Raw genomic sequence first — 15459 nt, forward strand, 5'->3', positions numbered from 1 at the left:
TGGCGCGGAACGCGCTAGTCTCATGACTGCAGCAGAAGGGGGACACCGATCGCCGGGCCGGCACGGCCTGCGCCGAGTGGAGGGAGCCATGAGAGCGAGAGAACGGTCACAGGAGGCAGGCGCTGCGCTGATGTGCGCGGCGCTGCTCATCGTCATCGCTGCGGCGCCGGTCGCGGCACGCATGGCCGGCGAGTGGGACGTCGTCATCGGAAGAGGACTCGCCATCCCGGCGTTCGAGATCCAGACGGTCGTCCACGGCGTGAGCGTGGACGTGGACCCCGACGTCTGCCGGGACGCCGGCACGTTCGCGACGAAGGGAAGCCTGCAGGTCGCGCTCGGCGACACGCTCGCCAGGGACATCTACCAGTTCGGAGGCGCCCTCCACATTGACGGCGTCGTGAAGGGGGATGTCATCTCGTGGGTGCAGACCGCGCGCGTGGGAGGCGAGGTCACTCAGGACCTGAACGTCTTCGCGCAGGACGTCTCCGTCACGGGGCGGGTCGGCGATGACCTTCGTGCGTTCTGCCAGAGCGTAGCGCTGAGCGGCACCGTCGGGAGCGACATGCTGGCTCTGGCCGGGACCGTGGACATCGGCCCGGGCGCCGTCGTGGAGGGGAACCTGAGGGCCGCGTGCGGCGTCGCCACGATGAACGGGACCGTCGCCGGCGACCTCGTCATCTACACGGGCAAGGCCGTGATCAACGGGAGGGTCCTCGGCGACGCCATCATCGCGAGCGACGGAGGCATCGACTTCGGTGAGAAGGCCGAGATCATGGGGAACCTCCTGTACCACGCCCCTGCGCCGATCACGCTCAGGCCCGACCTCGTGCATGGGAACGTCTCGTTCAAGCCGACGGAGGCCGAGGAGAAGCACGAGTTCAAGTTCCCGAAGGGGCTCGGCGTCGGGTTCCGCATCTTCCTGTTCATCGCCGCGGTGATCGCCGGCAGCATCCTGATCGCGCTCACCAGGGACCACGCCGACCGCACCGCGACGATCATCAGGCGCAAGCCCCTCAAGAGCCTCGCGATCGGGTTCATCGCGTTCATCTGCGTTCCGATCATCGTCATCATCGCCATCGCGCTCATTCTCACGATACCGCTTGCGATGGTGCTCGCGCTCGCCTACGCGATCGCGGCGTACATCGCGAAGTTCTACGTGGCCGTCTGCGTCGGGAGGCTCGTCCTGAGGCGCGGGGACGGACAGGGCCCGCCTGTCCCCATGATGCTGCTGGGTCTTGCGATCCTGTACCTGCTGACGGCGGTGCCCTACGCGGGGACGATCATCTCGTTCCTCATCGTGTTCCTCGGTCTGGGTGCGCTCCTCCAGCGGAAGGAGACGCGGCTCGACAAGGTCTTCGAGCAGCAGGCCGAGCCCAACGAGGCGCTGCCGGGGGCATTCCCGGCGCCGCCGGCGCCGCCGGGAGCGTAACTCGATGCCTCATGCGACAAGCGGGCCGGGCGAGGCGAGGGGGCCGCGCAGGCTCGAGGCGAGGACGGTCTGGCTCTGGGCGCTCGCCAACAGCGTCGCCGGGCTCGGCATCGGAACGGCGATCCGCCTCTTCGCCGGCCGGGACGTCGTCTCGCCCGCGCTCGTTCCGATGAGCGTCGTCTTCGCGAACGTCGTCGGCTTCACGGCGATGCTGACGGTCCGGTTCGTCCTGCCTCGCTACACCGGGTTCCCCGCCGTGCTGCGCATCCCGCTCGCGGTCGTGTCGCTGATCGCGGGGAGCGTCTTCGGGAGCGCGCTGGCCATCCTGATCAACCCGCTCGTCGTGTTCTACCAGATGCGCTTCGCGCTCATGATCGTGACGGTCAACGGCGTGCTCGCGCTCGCCGTGGGGCTTGTGACCTACACCTACGAGCAGATGCGTCGGCAGATCGAGGCAGCCGCGGTCGTGCGGGCGCGGCTTGAGCAGGAGATGAGCCTCGCGCGGGAGATCCAGATGGGCCTTCTGCCCAAGGCGTTTCCGAAGATCCCGGGGCTGGACATCTTCGGGTTCACGGTTCCCTCACGACACGTCGGCGGCGACTGCTACGACGTCATCGATCTCGGCCACGGGAGGCTCGCGATCACGATCGGGGACGTGTCCGGCAAGGGCACGCCGGCGGCGATCCTCATGGCGAACGTCCAGGCCTCGGTGCGCGCGCTCGCCGAGACGGGCATGCCGGAGAGCCTGCTCATCGAGCGCGTCAACCGCATCGTCTGCTCGAGCACGGACGATGGCGTGTTCATCACGTTCTTCTACTGCGTGCTGGACGCAAACTCCGGTGAGCTGTCGTATGTCAACGCCGGGCACAACCCGCCGTTCACTCTGCGAAGCGACGGGACGAGGGTCGAGCTCACGAAGGGTGGTCTCGTCCTCGGGTTCACGCCGAACGCCCGCTACGAGGAGGGCCGTGCGACGGTCGGCCCGGGCGGCGGGCTCGTCCTGTTCACAGACGGTATCACCGAAGCGGCGAACGCCGAGGGCGAGATGTTCGGCGACGAGCGGTTCCGCGACGTGGTCGTGCGGCACCGCGGGCGCCCGGCGCGGGAGATCGAGGAGCGGGTCTACTCGAGCGTGACGCGCTTCGCCGACGGTGCTCCGCAGACGGACGACCTCACGATGGTCGTTGTGAAGATGGCCGGCGCCACGGTGGCGACCGACGCCGGAAACGGTTCGGACTCCCCCCGAGAGGCCACAGGCGGGCCCTCTGCCGCGCGAGGCGCGCCCGAAAGGGGCAGCCTCAGAGGGCCCGCCGAGGCCAAACCGGCGGGCTGACGGCCCCCCCGCCGCGGCTTGCCGAGTCGGGTTGTGAGCGGCGGGCCGCGGGCGTACAATGGCGCTGCGCCGGCGGTCCTGACGCCGGCCTTGCGGGGGGCCGACATGAGGAAGTCGCTCTGGTGGCCCGTGCCCGCGGCCGCGATTCTCTTCGCGGCGTGCGCGCCCGGCGTACGGCCGGAGGTCCATCACCCGGACCGCCTGCTGCAGGAGCTCGTCACCGTGTCCGAGCTGGATGCGCTCTCGGGAGCGCTCTGGCCGGGGTGGGAGCTCTCCTCGACCCCGTTCGCTCTCTGGACTCCCGACAGCACCTGCTACCTGGTCCATCACCCCCGTCCCCCTGTCTCGTTCAGGCGCGTCCGAGGCCAGAACGGGCGGATCGTGCTCTACCACGGCCGGCTCGCGTCCTCGGGCGTTGCGCGGGACGCCTGCAAGGTCGGCGGGGTGCCGACGGCCTTCCTGGAGTCGTCGGCCTTCGCCGCCGATCCCGTGGGCGTCGCAGCGACCGAGGCGTTTCGCGTGCTGCTCACCAGAGCCTGTCCGCAGCTCCTCGCGCCCGTCGAGCTCGTCGTGGACTCCGCGATGGGTCCGCGCGTGCTTGCGATGGTGGACCTCGAGTGCGAGCTTCTCGAGAGGGCGTGCTCGGCGCCCGAGGAGTCGCTCCTCGTGCGGGCAGCCGAGTTCGTGGCCGTGAGACAGCTCAGGTTCCTCACGATGGGCCCGCGGAGCGCGGACCGCGAGCTGTGGCTGGAGACGATGGAGGGGCTGCCCCGCTACATCGGCGACCGCGCCCGCGAGCTTGCGCCGCGGTATCAGGCCGGCGGCGCGGCAGGGCCGCAGAGCGCGGGGTCGCCACTGCTGCGCCGCGACCCGGGCGGCCGCGCCGACGCCGAGTGGTACTCGGCGGCCCGCTTCCCGCGGACCGGAGCGGGCGTCTGCGCGCTGCTCGACCGGCTGCAGCCCGGGTGGAGGCGGGAGGTGTCGGGACGGTGCGCGCGGACGTTCGACGTCCTGCGCGGCGCCATGCCGGACCCGCTGCCCAGGGCCGCGGATGTCTTCTCACGCATGGACCTCGACGGGCGCGTCGCAGCGAGGGCCGCCGCCATCGACGCGGCGAAGACCGGCGAGGAACGGCTCTTCGAGTCCATCACCGAGGGCCCCGGGCCCAAGCTCCACATCTCCACGCGACAGCTCTCGAGCGTGAGCGTGAGCCTCGACCGGCAGAACATGGTGTCCGTCGACGAGCACCGCGAGGTCCACATGCGGATCCTCAAGCTCGAGTTCTCCGGGGGCACGCATGTGTATCTCTCCGGCGAGCCCATCGCCGCCGAGCTCGGCGGTCCGTTCGACTACCGCCAGCTCACCGTCCGCTGGCCGCAGGACCTGCGGGTGACCGTCGACGGCGAGCCCGTGGCACTGGAGCCGGGGATCCGGAGCGCCGCTCGCAGTCTGGAGGTCGAGGGCGAGGGCGTCTCGGTCGAGGCAAGGGCGGGCGCGGTCGTGGTCGGGGAGGGGCGCATCACGCTCGTGCTGCACCAGTGACCGGGCAACCAATGCAGAGACGGGCCGCCGCAGCGACCCGCCTTTGCGCTCTCCCGTCGTCCGCGCGGCTGGCGCGCGCCTACCTGTACATGGACTTGATCGTCGTCCAGGTCGCCGGCGTCACGGGCGAGGGTCCCTGGCACTCAAGCGTCGCGTAGAGCGTGAGGTTGCCCGGGAGGCCGAAACCGCAGAGCTCCTGCCATCCCTGCCCCCAGTTGTTCCAGGACGCGCACGGACCGCACGACGCCCTGGTCGCCACCACTGCGGGCAGCTCGTCGCATGTGCTGTGGAACTGCAGGCTGGCGAAGAACGGCCCCGTGATGACGGGCGCGTCGCCCGGAAGCGGCACGGTGACGGCCCACAACCCTGCCGGACTGAACGGGCCGACCGTCGTCGGCATGGACGCGCACAGGACCTCGGACGGCCTCGGGCAGTCGGGCTGGCTCTGGTCTACGGCGAGGATCCTCGCGCTCACGCTCAGCGCGCACGAGTTCTCGTTCTCCCAGAAGAGGTACATCGTGACGGCGCGGGGCTTCCACCCGCCCTGGCACGAGGGGCACCGGCAGGGCTCGCAGAGCGCCGCATAGGTCTCGTTGCCCGTGAACCACTGGTCGACCGTCCAGTAGTACCCTCCGTTGCACGCCTCGCAGAGGTCGCCCGGGGCGCGCGTCCCCTGCTCCGTCATCTCCTGCTCGGTCGCGTGCAACTGGACGTACGGCCTGGCGGCCGCGCAGACCTCCTTGGCCCCCAGGGACGTCACGAGCGCGAGCGCGACCGCAACCAACGTCAGAACTGTCGTCGACATGGCACCTCCCGGTCGTGGTGGAGCGCCCCTTCCGGGTTGTCTTCCGGCGGAGCGCATGATACTCATTGCCTGTTGTCCCGGGAGGTTGCATGAAGCGTTCCCTTTTCCGCGACAAGGCCGGAGACACGGCGAACCAATGACAAACACAATTCAGGAATCACCTGGCGCGGGACCCAGGCCGCCGCGGGTCAGGCTCAAGGGACGGGAGGACAAGAGGCTCCGCGGGGGTCACCTGTGGGTCTTCAGCAACGAGATCAGGGACGTTGAGGCCCACGTCGAGCCCGGCGACGTGGTCCACGTCGTTGACGGCTTCGGCAGGCTCGTGGGGACCGGGTACATCAACCCGCACTCGCTCATCGCCGTCAGGCTCGTCTCCCGATCCAGCGTCGAGATCACCGAGGACTTCCTCACCAGGCGCATCGCCAACGCGCACGCGCACCGCGAGCGCGCGCTGCCGGACGGGACGCGCGCGTGCCGCGTCGTCTACGGCGAGGCCGATCTTCTGCCGGGGCTCGTGGTCGATCGCTACGGGGACTGCGTGGCCGTTCAGTCGCTCACCGCGGGGATCGAGCGGCGGCTCGACCTCGTCCTCGCGGCCGTTCAGCGCGTCCTCGAGCCGAAGACCATCGTCCTTCGGAACGACTCCCCGATGAGGGAGTACGAAGGCCTCGACGTCGAGAAGCGCGTCGCCGTGGGCGAGCTCGCGGGGCCCGTCGAGATCGAACAGGACGGGCACGTCTTCCTCGTGGACGTTCTCGGGGGGCAGAAGACGGGGTTCTACCTCGACCAGCGCGAGAACCGTCGTGAGACCTCGGCGCTCGGGAAGGACCGAGACGTCCTCGACTGCTGCTGCTACACCGGCGCCTGGTCGGTGTACGCCGCCGCGGCGGGCGCGACGAGCGTCACGCTGGTCGACTCGTCCGGCCCGGCGCTGGAGCTCGCGCGATCGAACTGGGAGCGGAACGGGCTGGCGACGCCCAACGAGCTCGTGGACGCGGACGCGTTCAAGACGCTCGCCGAACTCGGCCGCGCGGGCAGACGGTTCGGGCTCGTGATCCTCGATCCGCCTTCGCTGGCGCGGGGCCGGAAGCACGTGCGGGAGGCACTGAAGGCCCACCGCACGCTGAACCGGCTCGCGATCGCTGTGACGCGCCCGGGGGGACACCTCGTGACGAGCAAGTGCTCGCACCTCATCGAGAGCGAGGCGTTCATGAACTCGCTCGTCGGCGCCGCGCGCGAGGCGGGCCGGCACGCGCGGGTCATCGCGGTGCGCGGTCAGAGCCTCGATCATCCCGTGATCCTCGGCCTTCCGGAGACCGGCTACCTGCAGTGCGTGGTCCTGGAGGTCATCTGAGCCGTGGGGACTCCCTCGCACGTAGCGCTCGCCGCGGCCGGCGCCCTGGACGAGCGGTGCCGCGCGGCCGCCGCGGCGGCGCGCCGGTGCTCGCTGTGTCCGCGCGCGTGCGGCGTGAACCGGCTGGCCGGGGAACGCGGCTGGTGCGGGCAGGGCCACGACCCGGTCGTGTACCGGCACATGGCGCATCACGGCGAGGAGCCTCCCATCTCGGGGGACGGCGGGTCGGGCGTCGTCTTCTTCGGCGGCTGCACGATGGCCTGCCGCTACTGCCAGAACCACCGGTGGAGCCAGGACGGGGAGGGGCGCGAGCGCACGGCGCCCGAGCTTGCATCCATGCTGCTGTCGCTCGAGCGGGGCGGATGCCACAACGTCAACCTGGTGACCGGCACGCAGTTCATCCCCGCGACGCTCGAGGCCCTGAGGCTCGCGGGAGCGTCGGGGTTCGGGCTCCCCGTGGTGTGGAACACGTCGTCGTATGAGTCCGCCGAGGGCCTGTCGCTTCTCGACGGCGTGGTCGACGTCTATCTGGCGGACCTGCGTTACGCCGACCCGGAGGCGGCGCTGCGCGGTTCCGGGGTCGCGGACTACGTCGAAGCCAGCCGGGCGGCGCTCCGTGTCATGAAGGACCAGGTCGGCGACCTGACGACGGACGAGCGCGGCATCGCCGTTCGCGGGCTCATCGTGCGGCACCTCGTGCTTCCGAACGACATGGCGGGGACGCGGGAGGCGATGCGGTTCGTCGCGAGCGAGCTGGGGCGCGGGACCTTCGTGAGCCTGATGTCCCAGTACTACCCGGCCCACCGCGCGGCCGAGGTCCCGGAACTTGAACGGCCCATCACCGCCGGCGAGTGGGAAGACGCGCAGGAGGCCATGGCGGACGCCGGCCTCACGAACGGGTGGGTGCAGGAGCTCCCGGCCGGCCTCTCACCGATCGCTGGGACGCAGATCGTCCGTGATCCCGAGGACCCGGCGCCCTGACGCCGCGGGCGCGGGGGAGTGGGGGGTTGACATCGGCCCGGCGGGGGTTCATACTGCCGTGTGACGTTCCGCGCCGACGCAGCTCGGCGGATAGCGATCCCTGTCATCCAAGAGCGGTCCATTGAAGCGAAGCGAACTCAGCAGGAAGACGGTTGCCGAACTGAGGACCCTGGCGAAGGCCAGGGGCCTCGTGGGCTATTCCGGGCTCCGGAAGGCGGCGCTCGTCGAGAAGCTGGCCGCGCTTCCCGAGGGGAGCCCGCGCGGGGGGCGCAGGCGCGCAGCCCGGCCGGGCCGCGGCGCCGCCGGACCGGCGGCGCGCGTGCGCGCCGCGGCCGCTCGAACGGGGGGAGGGTCGGAGCAGGTGCCCGTCCCCTCGGGCCCGAAGGGCGAGCAGCGGGAGCCTCGGGCCGGCTCAGGCCTCGCGCCGCGCACGCGTCGCGCGTTCACGCTGTACAGCCTGCTCGACGAGCAGCGGATGCAGGCGAGCAAGTACTACCTCGGCGGCGGCGAGTCGCCTGAGCTGGACGAGGGGTTCGAGTACCCGAGGAGCTACGGCGAGAACACGATCAGCCTCATGGTCCGCGACCCGTACTGGCTCTTCGTGTACTGGGAGCTGGCTCCGGACCTTCGCGCCGACCTCGCCTCTCGCCTCGGCGAGGACACGCTCGCGAAGAGCCGGCTCGTGCTGCGCGTGTACGACGTCACGGACACCGACCCCGACCACCCCGTGAGCTTCCACGACATCGACGTCGCGCCCGGCGCGCGGAACTGGTACATCAACGTCATGCGCGTGGAGCGCGACTACTGCGTGGACCTCGGGCTCATCACGCCCGACGGGTCCTTCATCGTCATCGCGCGATCGAACAGGATCTCGCTGCCTCCGGTCGGGCCGTCCGACATCATCGACGAGGAGTGGGTGACGCTCGACGCCCTCGGTGGTCTCTTCAAGCAGAGCACCCGCGGGCCGAGCTCCGGGTCCGGCGGGTGGGGCTCAGGGGGGTGGGGGCGCTAGGGGCGCCGGCCTTCCGTCCAGCCGCGGTCTGCCGCAGCATCCGCAACACAAGGGTGGCACGGTGGAAAAGGGGTACCTGAGCCTCGTTCTTCACGCGCACCTGCCGTACGTCCGGCACCCCGAGTATCGGAGCTTCCTCGAGGAGGACTGGCTCTTCGAGGCGATCACCGAGACGTACGTTCCCCTCATCCGTGTCCTCCAGCGCCTCACCGCCGACGGCGTCCGGTTCAGGCTCACGATCTCGATGAGCGCGCCGCTCATCTCGATGCTCCGCGACGGCCTTCTCCAGGACCGCTACGTCGAGCACATCACGAAGCTGTGCGAGCTCACAGAGAAGGAGATCGCGCGCTGCCGCGACAATCCCCGGCTCCGGGGGCTCGCGGAGATGTACCACGGGTTCTTCTCCGACGTGAAGCGCGCGTTCACCGAGGAGTACGGCCTCGACATCGTGACGGCCCTCCGCCACTTCCAGGACGCGGGGAGGATCGACGTCCTGACCTGCGGCGCGACCCACGGCTACCTGCCGCTCATGGACCAGTATCCGGCGGCCGTCCGGGCGCAGGTCCGCCTCGCGCTGGACCACCACCGCCGGACGTTCGGGCGCGATCCCGAGGGGATGTGGCTGCCCGAGTGCGGCTTCTTCCCGGGCGTGGACCGCTATCTCGCGGAAGCAGGCATCCGCTACACGTTCGTGGACAGCCACGGGCTCCTGCACGCCGTCCCGCGGCCGCGGAACGGCACGTACGCGCCGATCGTCACCCCGGCGGGCGTGGCGATCTTCGCGCGCGACCTCGAGTCGTCGAAGCAGGTCTGGAGCTCGGTCGAAGGCTACCCGGGCGACCACTGGTACCGGGACTTCTACCGCGACCACTCCTACGAACTCGACTACGACTACGTGAGACCGTACCTCGGCGCGGACGGCTTCCGGAAGATGCTGGGGCTCAAGTACCACCGCATCACCGGGCAGACGGACGAGAAGGAGCTCTACGAGCCGGAACGCGCGCGGGAACGCGCGATGGAGCACGCGGGGAACTTCGTGTTCAACCGCGAGCGGCAGGTCGAGCACCTCAATGAGGCGCTGGGACGCAGGCCGATCGTCGTCGCGCCGTACGACGCCGAGCTCTTCGGCCACTGGTGGTTCGAGGGGCCGATGTGGCTCGAGTACGTCTTCCGCAAGATCGACGAGATCCGCGGACCGCTGGCCTCCGCGACGCCCGGGGACTTCCTGTCGAGCGAGGGCCCGTTCCAGTGCGCCGAGCTCTTCCACTCGAGCTGGGGCTACAAGGGCTACAGCGAGGTGTGGCTCGACGGGTCGAACGACTACATCTACCCGCATCTCCATCGCGCCTCGCGGCGGATGATCGAGATGGCGAAGGCCCACCCGAACGCCGAGGGGCTCCGGCGCCGCGCGCTCAACCAGGCGGCGCGCGAGCTGCTTCTGGCGCAGTCGAGCGACTGGGCCTTCATCATGAAGACCGGCACGATGTCCGAGTACGCGCACAAGCGCACGCGCGACCACATCTCGAGGTTCACGCGGCTGTACGAGGACGTGAAGGCGAACAGGGTGGACGAGCGGTGGCTGGCCGAGGTCGAGTCCCGCGACCGCATCTTCCCCGACATCGACTACCGCATCTACGCCGACGACCGTCCGCCCGCCGCGCCGGGTGCGTCGCGATGAGCGTGCCGGACCGGCTCTGCGTCGCCCTCCTCTGGCATCAGCACCAGCCGTTCTACCGCGCGACCCTCGACGGGCCGCCCGAGGGCGCCTACCTTCTCCCGTGGGTGCGTCTCCACGCCGTCCGCGACTACTACCCGATGGCGATGCTCCTCGACGAGTTCCCCGGGATGCGGGCGACCATCAACCTCGTGCCGTCGCTGGTGCGGCAGCTCGAGGACTACGTCGAGCGCGGCGCGACCGACCTCTCCATGGAGCTGTCGCTCACGCCGACGCGCCGTCTCACCGAGACGGAGCGCGGGTTCGTCGTGGCGCGGTTCTTCGACGCCGACCGGACGAACGAGATCGGGCCGCACCCGCGGTACGCCGAGCTCCTCGCGAAGCGGCGCGCGGGCGGCCGCATGACGGACCGCGACATCACCGACCTCAGGATGTGGTTCAACCTGGCCTGCTTCCCGCCCGAGGCGCGCTCCGGCGCGATGCGGCTTGAGGACGGGACCGACCTGTCGGTCGCGGAGTTCGTCGCGAAGGGGAGGGGGTTCGACGACGGCGAGATCGCGGTCGTGATCGAGGCGCAGCTTCGCGTCATGAGGAACGTGCTCCCGCTGCACCGCAGGCTCGCCGACGCAGGGCGCGTTGAGATCTCGGTCTCGCCGTTCTATCACCCGATCCTCCCGCTCGTCGCCGACTCGAGCCTTGCGAACGTCGACGCGGCGGGGTCGCGGCTTCCGCAGCGCTTCAGCTGGCCGGAGGACGCGGCGGCGCAGCTCGAGCGGGCGGCGGCGTTCCACGCGGACCGGTTCGGCTCGCGGCCGCGGGGCGTGTGGCCGTCCGAGGGATCGGTCGGCGAGCACGTCGTGCCGCTCGTCGCGGGAGCGGGGTTCGCGTGGATGGCGACGGACCAGGGCGTGCTCGCGCGGTCCGGGAAGTGGGGGTACAGGACCGACGACCCCGAGGTGCTTCTCAAGCCGTACGCGGCGGGCGCTCCGGGCGCCGGGGTGAGCGTCTTCTTCCGCCACACGCAGCTTTCGAACGATATCGGGTTCACGATGCAGCGCTACGACGACTACGACCGTGCCGCCGGCGACTACGTGGGGTGGATCAGACAGGGCTTCGCGCGGAGGGTGAAGAGCCCCGGCGACCGCGTGCTCTCCATCATCCTCGACGGCGAGAACGCGTGGGGGTCGTACCGCGACCACGGGCGGGAGTTCCTGCGGGGGCTCTACCGCCGCCTCTCGGACGCCCCGGAGCTCGCGCCCGCGACGTTCTCCGAGTTCCTCGATGGGAACGAGGCGCGCGGCATCCGGCCGCATCCACTGGCCTCGCAGGAGCGCGTCGCTCCGCTCTACTGCGCGAGCTGGATCGACGAGATGGGATCGGCATCGGGGAACGATCTCAACATCTGGATCGGCGGGCCCGAGGAGAACCGCGCGTGGGACCTCCTCGGCGACGCGCGGCGACGCCTCGCCGCGTCGGGCGCGACGCCGGAGACCCACCCGCCGGCGTACGAGGCGCTGTACGCCGCCGAGGGCAGCGACTGGTTCTGGTGGTTCGGCGAGGACTTCACGCTCCCCGCCGGCGGGGACTGGATGTTCGATTGGCTCTTCCGCGAGCGGCTCAAGGACGTGTATCGTGGGATAGGCGTCGAGCCGCCGGCGGTGCTGGAGAGGCCGATCGTCAGGCGCTCGGTCGTGTGGACCGAGGAGTCGCCGGTGGCCGCGGTGCCGCGCGGCCGGCGGCTCAGGGTCGTCGCGCGCGAGGCGGGGTCGGTCCGGTGGAGCGTGGACTCGTGGCGTTCGTGCGAGGAGCGCGAGCTGGAGCCGGTCGGCGACGTGATGGCCCTCCCGATCGGGTACGGGGCGACGATCGGGCCGTTCGAGCGGAGCGTCGCGGGCGTGCAGTTCTGCTTCAGGAAGGCCGGGGCGTCTGAGTGGGGAGGATGCCACACCGTACTGGTGAGCAGCGGGGATCGAGCCCAGGCAGCGGGGCCGTCGGGCGGGTGAGGACGGGTGTCCGCGCCGCGGCCGTCGCTGCGGCGATCGTCGGAGCCGTCGTCGCGGCGCTCACGGTGACGCCGGTGGGGTGGCGCATCGCCGGCTCCGCGCTCGAGGCGGCGGTCCGCGGCAACGGCCTCGAGCTCACCGTCGGCTCGCTCCGCGGGAACCTCATCAGACGCGTGGAGGTCCGCGGCGCCGAGCTCCGCGAGCCGGGCGGCCTCATCATCGCGCGCATCGACAGCCTCGACGCCGAGTACGCGCTCGGCGCTCTTCTTCACAAGCGAGTCGTGGTCCCGAAGCTCCGCGTCCGAGGCGCGGAGCTTCTGCTCGTTCGCGGCGGGGACGGGCGGCTGGTCGGCTGGTCGCGCTTCGGGGGGCCGGATGGCGACCCGCCGCGCGCGGCGCGGCCGTCGGCGTGGACGGTCGACGCGCTGCTCGACATATCGGGGCTTCGCGTCGCCCTCGGAGACTCGGCCGGGACATACGGCGTCGAGGCGTCGGACGTCGCGATCAACGCGCGCGGAGGGCCGCGGCGCTTCGAGGCCTCGGTGTCGGGCGGCGTCGCCCTCGGGGCGTCGGGACTCGCGGAGCCGGTGATCGGGACCTTCGAGGCGCGCGTCGGCGGCGGAACGGGGCGGGTGGAGATCGAGTCCGCTCGTCTCGCTTCGGACATCGTGGACCTCGCGTCCAGCGGCGTCGTGGCGGGCGACTCGCTCCACGTCGCGTTCGACGCGTCGGTGGACCTGACGGCGCTCGCCGTGGCGCTCGGCCGCGAGGACCTTGGAGGCGCGGCGACGGTGTCGGGCGCGGTGCGGGCGAAGGCCGGCGAGCCGGCCTTCGACGCGGCCGTGGCGGGCAGCGCCCTGGTCCTCGGCGCCGTCGGCGTGCCGGAGCTGGACGCGCGGCTGTCCGGGACGCCGCGCGCGCTGGCGGTCGACCGCCTCCGCGCGGCCTTCGCCGACGGCTCGGTGGACGCGTCGGGCCGCGTTGAGCTGCCGCCGCGCGGGACGCGGTCGCGGCCGACCGTGGAGTTCGACGTGCGGGCGCGCGGGATCGACCTCGCGCGGGTCGCCGCCTCCGCCGACGGTGGCGCGCCGGTCTCGGGCCGGCTCGATCTCTCCGCCCGCGGGCGCGCCGACTCGTTGAGCGCGGCGCACACGCGCGCGTCGTTCGCCGCCGAGGTCGCCTCGCTCGGCGTCGGGGAGAGAGACCTGGGGCGCCTCGGGCTTTCGGGCACGCTGCGGGACGGGCGGGCGGACATCGTCGCCGAGGGCGTGGGCGTGAAGGTCGTCGGCGCGGCGACCGTGACCGATCGCGGCGTGGCGTCGGCGACCGTGACCGCGGAGGCCGCCGATCTCGCCGTCCCCGCCGCGGCGTTCGGGGCGCAGGACGTCGGCGGGAGCGGCACGGTCACGGCGCGCCTGACGGGCCTTCTCCCGGGTGGCGCGCCGGGCGGCGCGGCGAGGGCCGCCGCGGAGGCGTCGTTCCCTGTCCTGACCGTCGGCGCGCTTGACGTCGGGCCCGCCACAGCCACCGCGGCCGGCCCGCTCGCCGCGCCCACCGTGACCGTCGAGGCCTTCGGCGGCGCGGTCCGCGCGTCGGGGACGATCGACGAGCGCGGCTCGTACGCCTTCTCGGCGGCGGCGGACGGTCTCATGCTCTCGTGGTCCGCTTCCGACACCACACGCGGTCTCCCGCGGACGTCCGTCGAGCTCACGGCGTCGGCCGACGTGCGCGGTGGACCGGGCGGCGAGTTCGCGGCCCTCGGGACGGTCGAGCGAGCCGTCGTCGCCGTGGGCCCCGAGACCCTCTCGCTCCTTCACCCTGGATCCTTCGCCGCCGGGCGCGACTCGGTCGCGCTGTCCGACTTCGTGCTCTCGGGCGCGCTCGGGGAGATCGCGGTCGGCGGCCGGCTCGACGCGGGAGGGGAGAACGACATCACGCTGCGTCTCTCGCGTCTTGAGCTCGGCCGCGCCGCGGCGCTCACGCGGGCAGGGGAGGCGGCCTCGATCGGCGGGACCGTTGACGGCGCCGTGACGGTGCTGGGAAGCGGGATGGCCAGGCGGCTGTCCGCGGCGGTCGAGGCGAGCGAGCTCTCGGTCGGCGGCTTCGCGTTCGACGCCGTGTCGGTGGTCGCGGAGAGCGACAGCGAGGACGTTCACTTCGAGGTCGAGGCGGCGAGCCGCGGCGGCGGGGCGATGCTGGCGTACGGGGCCGTTCCCGTGCGGCCGGACTCGTCCACGGTGCTGGTCCTCGACCGGGAGCGCGAGTTCGGCGGCACGATCACGTGGTCGCGCTTCACGCTCGTGGGCGGGCCCGAGCTCCTTCCCGGCGTCGGCGGCGAGAAGCGGCTCATGCTCGACGGCTCGATCCTGCTCGGGGGCACGGTCGACTCGCTGGCGACGCTCCACGGGCGGGGGCGCTTCGAGAGCCTCGACGTGTCGTTCGACCGGGTGGCGTTCTCGCTCGTGGCGCCCTTCGACGTCGAGGTCATCGGGGGCGACGTCGAGCTGCCCGGCACGGGGCTCCTCGCGACGAGGCGCCGCACGCTCGGCGAGGCGTCCAGCGGGACGGCGTGGCTGTCCGGCGGCGTCGGGCGAGGCGGGGCGCTCGCCCTGGACCTCGCGCTCGAACGCCTGGACCTTGGGAACCTGGTGTCAGCCTTCGCTCCCGAGACCGGCCGCGCCTTCGGAGGGCTCCTGGACGGGCGTGCCTCGGTCCGCGGCACCTTCGACGCTCCGGAAGGCGAGTTCGCGTGGACCGTGTCGGCGCCCGTGATCTACGGCGCCGGCTTCACGCGGCTTGAGGGTGGAGGGAGCTTCGGGCCCGAGGCTGTCGTCCTCGACCGCGTCGCGCTCACGGCGCCCGGAGGCGTCATCGAGGCCGCGGGGACGGTGCCGCTTCCGCCGCGCGACCCCGCGCCCAGCGCGCCGGAGGAGCGCGAGGACCGCTCCCTCGACCTGCGCGTGCGGGCGTCGTCGTTCGAACTCCGGGGACTTGCGAGCCTGCCCGAGGGCATCCTCGACGCGCGCGGGACGCTCGCTGCGGACGTCGCCGTGACCGGCCCCGTGGGCGCGCCCTCCCTCGCGGGGACGATGTCGCTCCGAAACGGGTCCTTCCGCTCCGCGTCGCTCGCGCAGCCGGTGAAGAACGTGAGCGCGGACGTCGCCTTCGAGGGCGACGCCGTCGTCCTCAGGGACGCGCGGGCGTCGCTCGGCCGCGGGCGCGTCACGGCGTCCGGCTTCGCCGAGCCGCTGGGCCCGGGCGCGCGCCCGTTCTGGCTGCGCGCCAACCTCGAGTCGCCGGAGTTCTCGGTCCCACAGACGCTCGA

General features: G+C 71.8%; 10 protein-coding genes. 9 read left to right on the forward strand and 1 reads right to left on the reverse strand.

Annotated elements, in window-relative coordinates; all coding sequences use genetic code 11:
• Positions 1 to 88 precede the first annotated feature (88 nt).
• From FJY74_05380 to FJY74_05390, 3 genes are all read left to right on the forward strand, one after another.
• Positions 89 to 1429 (forward strand): polymer-forming cytoskeletal protein, encoded by a 1341-nt coding sequence (locus FJY74_05380; protein ID MBM3307738.1) that lies wholly within the window; start codon positions 89 to 91, stop codon positions 1427 to 1429.
• A 4-nt stretch (positions 1430 to 1433) separates the two neighbouring features.
• Complete coding sequence (locus FJY74_05385; protein MBM3307739.1) at positions 1434 to 2762, forward strand: PP2C family protein-serine/threonine phosphatase; 1329 nt, start codon at positions 1434 to 1436, stop codon at positions 2760 to 2762.
• Between the two features lie 105 nt (positions 2763 to 2867).
• Positions 2868 to 4304, forward strand: a complete 1437-nt coding sequence (locus FJY74_05390) for a hypothetical protein (GenBank protein ID MBM3307740.1) — start codon at positions 2868 to 2870, stop codon at positions 4302 to 4304.
• 79 nt (positions 4305 to 4383) lie between these two features.
• Here the strand turns inward: FJY74_05390 and FJY74_05395 are convergent, their stop codons facing one another.
• Positions 4384 to 5109 carry a hypothetical protein gene (locus tag FJY74_05395; GenBank protein MBM3307741.1) on the reverse strand — a complete coding sequence of 242 codons (726 nt, stop codon included), beginning with the start codon at positions 5107 to 5109 and terminating at the stop codon, positions 4384 to 4386.
• A 136-nt stretch (positions 5110 to 5245) separates the two neighbouring features.
• On the opposite strand from FJY74_05395, the gene FJY74_05400 reads away from it, so the two are divergent.
• The 6 genes from FJY74_05400 to FJY74_05425 form a co-directional block, all read left to right on the forward strand.
• Positions 5246 to 6463, forward strand: coding sequence for a class I SAM-dependent rRNA methyltransferase (locus tag FJY74_05400; GenBank protein MBM3307742.1), 1218 nt, complete (start codon positions 5246 to 5248; stop codon positions 6461 to 6463).
• A gap of 45 nt (positions 6464 to 6508) precedes the next feature.
• Positions 6509 to 7444, forward strand: coding sequence for a radical SAM protein (locus FJY74_05405; GenBank protein ID MBM3307743.1), 936 nt, complete (start codon positions 6509 to 6511; stop codon positions 7442 to 7444).
• 121 nt (positions 7445 to 7565) lie between these two features.
• Complete coding sequence (locus FJY74_05410) at positions 7566 to 8456, forward strand: DUF4912 domain-containing protein (protein ID MBM3307744.1); 891 nt, start codon at positions 7566 to 7568, stop codon at positions 8454 to 8456.
• 61 nt (positions 8457 to 8517) lie between these two features.
• Positions 8518 to 10134, forward strand: a complete 1617-nt coding sequence (locus tag FJY74_05415; protein MBM3307745.1) for a DUF1957 domain-containing protein — start codon at positions 8518 to 8520, stop codon at positions 10132 to 10134.
• Positions 10131 to 12134: a hypothetical protein gene (locus tag FJY74_05420; protein MBM3307746.1), complete on the forward strand. Its 2004-nt coding sequence runs from the start codon at positions 10131 to 10133 to the stop codon at positions 12132 to 12134. The genes FJY74_05415 and FJY74_05420 overlap by 4 nt, the downstream gene beginning before the upstream one ends.
• The coding region (locus FJY74_05425) for a hypothetical protein (protein MBM3307747.1) at positions 12131 to 15459 on the forward strand (3329 nt) is incomplete at its 3' end. The genes FJY74_05420 and FJY74_05425, both read left to right, overlap by 4 nt.

Origin of the sequence: Candidatus Effluviviaceae Genus I sp., assembly GCA_016867725.1 — a bacterium.
In the GTDB taxonomy this organism is placed as follows: Bacteria; Joyebacterota; Joyebacteria; order Joyebacterales; family Joyebacteraceae; genus VGIX01.

Excerpts from the sequence above, each read along its gene's own strand:
- FJY74_05380 (MBM3307738.1), top strand. The coding sequence starts at position 89 with ATGAGAGCGAGAGAACGGTCACAGGAGGCAGGCGCTGCGCTGATGTGC.
- FJY74_05385 (MBM3307739.1), top strand. The coding sequence starts at position 1,434 with ATGCCTCATGCGACAAGCGGGCCGGGCGAGGCGAGGGGGCCGCGCAGG.
- FJY74_05390 (MBM3307740.1), top strand. The coding sequence starts at position 2,868 with ATGAGGAAGTCGCTCTGGTGGCCCGTGCCCGCGGCCGCGATTCTCTTC.
- FJY74_05395 (MBM3307741.1), bottom strand. The coding sequence starts at position 5,109 with ATGTCGACGACAGTTCTGACGTTGGTTGCGGTCGCGCTCGCGCTCGTG.
- FJY74_05400 (MBM3307742.1), top strand. The coding sequence starts at position 5,246 with ATGACAAACACAATTCAGGAATCACCTGGCGCGGGACCCAGGCCGCCG.
- FJY74_05420 (MBM3307746.1), top strand. The coding sequence starts at position 10,131 with ATGAGCGTGCCGGACCGGCTCTGCGTCGCCCTCCTCTGGCATCAGCAC.